Consider the following 5,362-nt stretch of genomic DNA (forward strand, 5'->3'; position numbering starts at 1 on the left):
TAGCCACCGACCGGCCTCGGGCCAGAGGGCCGGACCGCGAAAGCGGTCCGGCCCTCTGGCGTCAGACCAGTTCGGGTTGGGGCTTCGGTTGTGGGGTGAGGGCGGGTTTCGGGTCCCACTGGGTCGTGGTGCGGACGAAGGCCGCGATGACCGAGGTCATCGCCAGGATGAGGAGGGGGCCGGCGAGCCAGGGGTGGTCGGCCATCCGGGTCGGCAGGTAGCGGTAGGACGTCAGAAGGGCCGCGAAGACCACGGCGCCGTGGGCCACGAGGCGGGTGGCCTGGCGGTCCCAGCCGCGGGCCTGGGCGCGCAGGGCCGTTTCTATGGTGAGGGTGAAGACGACACCGGCGACGAGGTCGACGCCGTAGTGGTAGCCGAAGCCCAGGGTGGCGCCGATGGTGGCGAGCAGCCAGAAGGTGCCGGCGAAGCGCAGGAAGCGTGGGCCCGTGCGGGTGTGGATGAAGATCGCGGTCGCCCAGGCCGTGTGCAGGCTGGGCATGCAGTTGCGGGGGGTGATCCCGTCGAACGGCATCGCCTGCGGGGTGATCAGCGGAGGTGCCGTCTCCGGCCACAGGTTGGCCGCGGCCCACTGGCCGCCGTCGGCGCCGTAGGCGAAGATCGGGCCGACGACCGGGAAGATCATGTAGAACGCCGGGCCGAGCAGGCCGATCATCAGGAAGGTGCGCACCAGGTGGTGGCGGGGGAAGCGGCGCTCGGAGGCCACGTTGCGGAGCTGGTACAGGGCGGCGCACACCGCGGCCACGGCCAGCTGTACATAGACCCAGTCCAGGACGTGGGCGCCGACCGGGCCGGTGGCCCTGACGAGCCGGCCGACCAGCCAGGACGGGTTGCCGAGCGCGTGGTCGGCGGTCGCCACGTACTGGTCGAGCACCGTGTAGCGGGTCTTCGACGTGATCAGCAGCCAGGTGTCGCCGGTCTTGCGGCCGGCCACCAGCAGCAGGGCCAGGCCCACGCCCTTCAGCAGCAGAATGCGTTCCCGGCCGGTGCGGCGGGTGACGGCGAGGACGGCGCAGCCCAGGACGACCAGCAGTGCGCCGTTGCCGAAGGGGTGGCCGTCGGGGACTCGGACGCCGGTGCCGGAGATCCAGCGCACGAGCACGATGACGAGGTCGATGCCTATCGCGGTGCCGGCCGCGATGAAACGCTCGCGCCAGGTGAGGACCACCATCATCAGCGCCATGCCCGCATAGAGCAGGAAGCCTGATTTAGGCGGGAATATCACCTCGCGCATTTGATTGGTGATCGGTCCCGGTACGCCGTAGCATCGCGCGGCGATCTCCAGCGCGATGAGGAATCCGAGGCCCACCAGGGCCGCCGTGCCCCACAGCACCGCCCGCGGCCGGAGCCACGTGGCGAACGTAGTCCTGCGTCTTATTCGCGAGAGCACCCGCGACGCTATAGATATCAATTGATTTGGCCGTTTTGTCGGATAGATCAGGATATTGAATCGTCAATCAGTTCGATCATGCTATCCGAGTTGCGCACAAGAAATCCCCTGGTTACGGCGAGGAAAATTCCGGTCAGCGCCTCTTGAATTCCACCGGGCCCGCGTTCATCTCGATGGTGCCGTCGGTGTGGAGGACCGGACGGCGTTCGGTCATGCGGGCGCTGTAGGCCTCGATGTGCAGCGCGGCCGGGTCCACCTCGATGCGCTCGCCGCCCGCCGCGTCGGCGGCGACATGCCGTACCGCGTCGGACTCGGCGGACGGCTGGTTGTAGAAGACCAGGTCGTCATCGGAGCGGACCTTGCCGTCCGCCGCCACCAGCAGGGCGCTGAGGTCGACCGTGCCGCCCACGGCGTGCAGTTCGGCGACGACGGGCCCCAGGGCCCATCGCCATGTTCGCGCCCTTGCTCAGTTCCGGCATGCCGCCCCCGCCCACCCCTCGAAAAATCCCCCACGCGTTCACGCCACCCTGTCACACCGGGCCCGGAACGAAAGAGTGTTCGCGTGCGAGGGGCAGGCGTGCCCTCAGCGTGGCTCGCGCACCACCGCCGTCTCCCCCGCGGGCACCCCGACCGAGCCCGGCGCCGGCTTGCCGGTCAGCAGTTCCGTGGCGTTCGCGGCCACCGTGACCTCGGCGGGGCGGTCGGTGTGGTTGATGAGGAACAGGTAGTCGGCGTCCGGACCGCGCCGCAGGACCGCCTCCACACCGGGAGCGGTCTCGCGCACCGGCCGCACCCCGGCCTCGGTGCGGATGCGGGCCAGGAGCGCGGCGAGGGTCGACTCGTCGGGGAGCGTGGCCAGATACCAGCTCGTTCCGGTGCCGACGCTGTGCCGCGTCACCGCCGGGACTCCGGCCAGCGGGCCGCTCGTGTACGACTCGACCGGCTCGGCGCCGGACAGCCGTACCCGTTCCGACCACAGCGTTCCCGTGCCGCCGCCGCTCAGGCCCACCGACTCGCCGGGCAGCAGCGGGAACAGCTCGTCGGTCCGCACGCCGAGCGCCTCGCGGAACGCGCCCGGGTAACCGCCCAGCCGGACATGACAGTTCGCGTCGACCGCGCCGCTGTGGAAGCCGACGGCGAGGGTGCCGCCGCGCTCCGCGAAGCCGGTGAGGTTGGCCGCGCCCGCGTCGTCCACCAGGTACAGGGTCGGGGCCAGGACCAGGCGGTACGGCGAGAGGTCCGCGTCCGGGCGTACGAAGTCCACCGCCACGCCGGCCCGCCAAAGCGGCTCGTACCAGGCGCGGACCAGGTCCTGGAAGCGCAGTTCGGCGCTCGGCTGGGAGGGGAGTTCCAGGGCCCAGCGGGCGTTCCAGTCCCAGACGACGGCCACTTCGGCCGTGCCGACGCTGCCGCGCACCTCCGCGAGCGCCTTCAGATCCGCCCCGAGCCGGACCACGTCCCGCCAGATCCGGCTGTCCGTGCCGGCGTGCGGCAGCATCGCCGAGTGCCACTGCTCGGCGCCCGCCTTCGCCGCCCGCCACTGGAAGTACGCGATGCCGTCCGCGCCCCGGGCGACATGGGCGAGCGCGTTGCGCCGCAGCTCGCCGGGGCCCTTCGCCCTGTTCACCGGCTGCCAGTTGACCGCGCCCGTCGAGTGCTCCATCAGCAGCCACGGGCCGCCCGCGAGGGAGCGGACCAGGTCGCCGCTGAGCGCGATGTCGATCTCGGACTCGGGGTCGGCGGACTGGAGGTAGTGGTCGTTGGAGACGACGTCCAGCTTCGGGGCCCAGCGCCAGTAGTCGAGGGCGTCGAAGTTGTACATCACCATGAAGTTGGTGGTGGCGGGGACCTGCGGGGCCGCCTCCAGCAGCACCTGGCGCTCCGCCTCGTACAGTGAGAGCAGTTCGTCGCTGGAGAAGCGGCGCCAGTCGAGCTGCTGGGTGGGGTTCGGGACGGCGCCGGTGGGGCGGGGCGGCAGGATCTCGTCCCAGTCGTAGTACCACTGGCTCCAGAAGCGGGTGCCCCAGGCGTCGTTGAGGGCGTCCAGGTCGTCCGCGTAGCGCCCGCGCAGCCAGCGCCGGAACGCGGCCGCGCTCTCGTCGCAGTAGCACTCGGCGTTGTGGCAGCCGTACTCGTTGTGGACGTGCCACATCGCCAGCGCCGGGTGGTCCGCGTAGCGCCGGGCGAGCTCGCCCGCCATCCGCAGGGCCGCCTCCCGGTAGGCCGGGCTGGACGGGCAGAACGTCTGGCGGCTGCCGTACGACAGTCCCCTGCCGTCCTTGTCGACGGGCAGCGCCTCGGGGTGGGCGCGGAAGAACCACGCCGGGGGCGCCGCCGTCGGGGTCGCGAGGTCGGCCGCGATGCCGTGGCCGTGCAGCAGGTCCAGGACACGGTCCAGGAGGGAGAAGTCGTAGGTGCCCTCGCTCGGTTCCAGCAGGGCCCAGGAGAAGATGCCGACGCTGACCATGGTCACCCCGGCCTCGCGCATCAGGCGCATGTCCTCGGCCCAGATCTCCTCGGGCCACTGCTCGGGGTTGTAGTCGCCGCCATAGGCGATGCCGGGGACGGACAGTTCGCGCTTCATCGGGCGGCTCCTCCGAGGAGTCGGCGGGTGGTGGTCACGCCCCACTCGTCGAGGGAGAGCAGGCGGTCGCTGGACGCCATCAGGCCGCCGGTCGCCTCGACATGCGCGGCCCACCGCTCCCGGGTCTCGACGGCCGGTCGGGCCATCAGGCAGTCGGGGTCGTTGATCCAGAGACGGCCGTGCTGCCACTGCCGGCCGGCGCCGGTGAACTCGGCCGGGTCCTGGCCGGGCTGGCTGTGGTCGTCGGCCTCGGGGCGGCGGTGCGGGGCCGTGTCGGGGCTGACCCGCATCGCGTCGAACAGGCCGAGGGAGGGCAGCATCGGCGCTCCGCAGCCCAGCAGGTAGGCGTCCGCGCCGATCGCCTCACGGATCAGCCGGATGCCGTCGCGGTACGCCGTCAGCGCGTCGGTCTCCGTGTCGTGCCGGACGCCGTCCAGGGCGCCCGCGTACAGGAAGTCGACCTTGAAGTAGTCGTAGCCCTCGGCGCGCAGCGTACGGAACACGTCCGTCAGATACGCCGCCGCCCCGGGGTGGGTGGTGTCCAGGACGCGCAGGTCGTGGCCCCAGTTGCGGCCGGCGTGCGTGAAGTCGCCGTCCTCGTCCCGGACCAGCCACTGCGGGTGCTCGGCGGCCAGGTCGCTCGCCGGGTCGACCAGGAAGGGGGCCGTCCAGATGCCGGCGCGGCGGCCGCGGGCGCGGATGGCGTCGGCGATGCCGGCGCGGGAGCGGAAGCGGCCGGAGAGGGTGAGCCAGTCGCCGAGGGCCTTCTGGTAGCCGTCGTCGATCTGGACGACGTCGACGGGCAGGTCGAGGGTGTCCATCGCACGGAGGTTCTCGTGGATGTCGTCCTCGGTGACGGCGGTGAAGTACTCGTACCAGGAGCACCAGACCGTCGGTGCCGGGCGGGGAGCGGGCAGCTTCAGGCTGTCGGCCCAGTCGCCCAGCACCGACTGGATGCCGGTCCCCGTCCACTCCTTCACCGGGCCGTCGGCGCTGACCTCGGCGACGCCGCCGTCCGTCATGACCAGCCGGACGGACGGGACCGCGCTGAGAGGATCCGCCGCCGCCCACAGCCGGACCGGGGAGCCGTCTCCGGGGTCGAGCGCCAGCAGGCCCTCGCCCTGGAAGGTGCCCTCGGGGACGGTGACGCCGGGGCGGTAACAGACGGTCGCCCAGTTGTCGTCGGTCGGGCGGTACGGGCTGTCGCCGAGCGCGTAGGTGCCGCTCGGGCTCCAGGACTGCCAGCCCTCCTCGTGAACCCGGGCGCGGGCCGGGTCCACGGGCACGGAGGCGACGGGGGTGAAGGGGTGGTGCACGGGTGTCTCTTTCAAGAAAGGGGCCGTCAGCCCTTGTTGGCGCCCAGCGTCAGT

At 71.7% G+C, this 5,362-nt stretch carries 4 protein-coding genes; all 4 read right to left on the minus strand.

The genetic code is table 11. The features are described 5' to 3' along the window. Window positions 1-61: 61 nt before the first annotated feature. The 4 genes from AC3ETA_RS47455 to AC3ETA_RS47470 all read right to left on the minus strand — a co-directional run bounded on the left by AC3ETA_RS47455 (window position 62) and on the right by AC3ETA_RS47470 (window position 5,308). Window positions 62-1,408, minus strand: coding sequence for a phosphatase PAP2 family protein (locus AC3ETA_RS47455; protein WP_432199114.1), 1,347 nt, complete (start codon window positions 1,406-1,408; stop codon window positions 62-64). Window positions 1,409-1,541: 133 nt separating this feature from the next. Next, window positions 1,542-1,817 (minus strand): TerD family protein, encoded by a 276-nt coding sequence (locus AC3ETA_RS47460; RefSeq protein WP_432199115.1) that lies wholly within the window; start codon window positions 1,815-1,817, stop codon window positions 1,542-1,544. Window positions 1,818-1,991: 174 nt separating this feature from the next. Beyond that, the gene (locus tag AC3ETA_RS47465) at window positions 1,992-3,992 is read right to left on the minus strand and encodes a beta-galactosidase (RefSeq protein WP_432199116.1); all 2,001 of its coding nucleotides are present in this window, start codon (window positions 3,990-3,992) and stop codon (window positions 1,992-1,994) included. Beyond that, the gene (locus tag AC3ETA_RS47470; RefSeq protein WP_432199117.1) at window positions 3,989-5,308 is read right to left on the minus strand and encodes a glycoside hydrolase family 36 protein; all 1,320 of its coding nucleotides are present in this window, start codon (window positions 5,306-5,308) and stop codon (window positions 3,989-3,991) included. The genes AC3ETA_RS47465 and AC3ETA_RS47470 overlap by 4 nt, the downstream gene beginning before the upstream one ends. Window positions 5,309-5,362: the final 54 nt, after the last annotated feature.

It is taken from the genome of Streptomyces sp. bgisy027 (assembly GCF_057710365.1).

What these genes read in the sequence shown, in the direction of transcription:
- AC3ETA_RS47465 (WP_432199116.1), bottom strand. Translation starts at nt 3,992, where the DNA reads ATGAAGCGCGAACTGTCCGTCCCCGGCATCGCCTATGGCGGCGACTAC.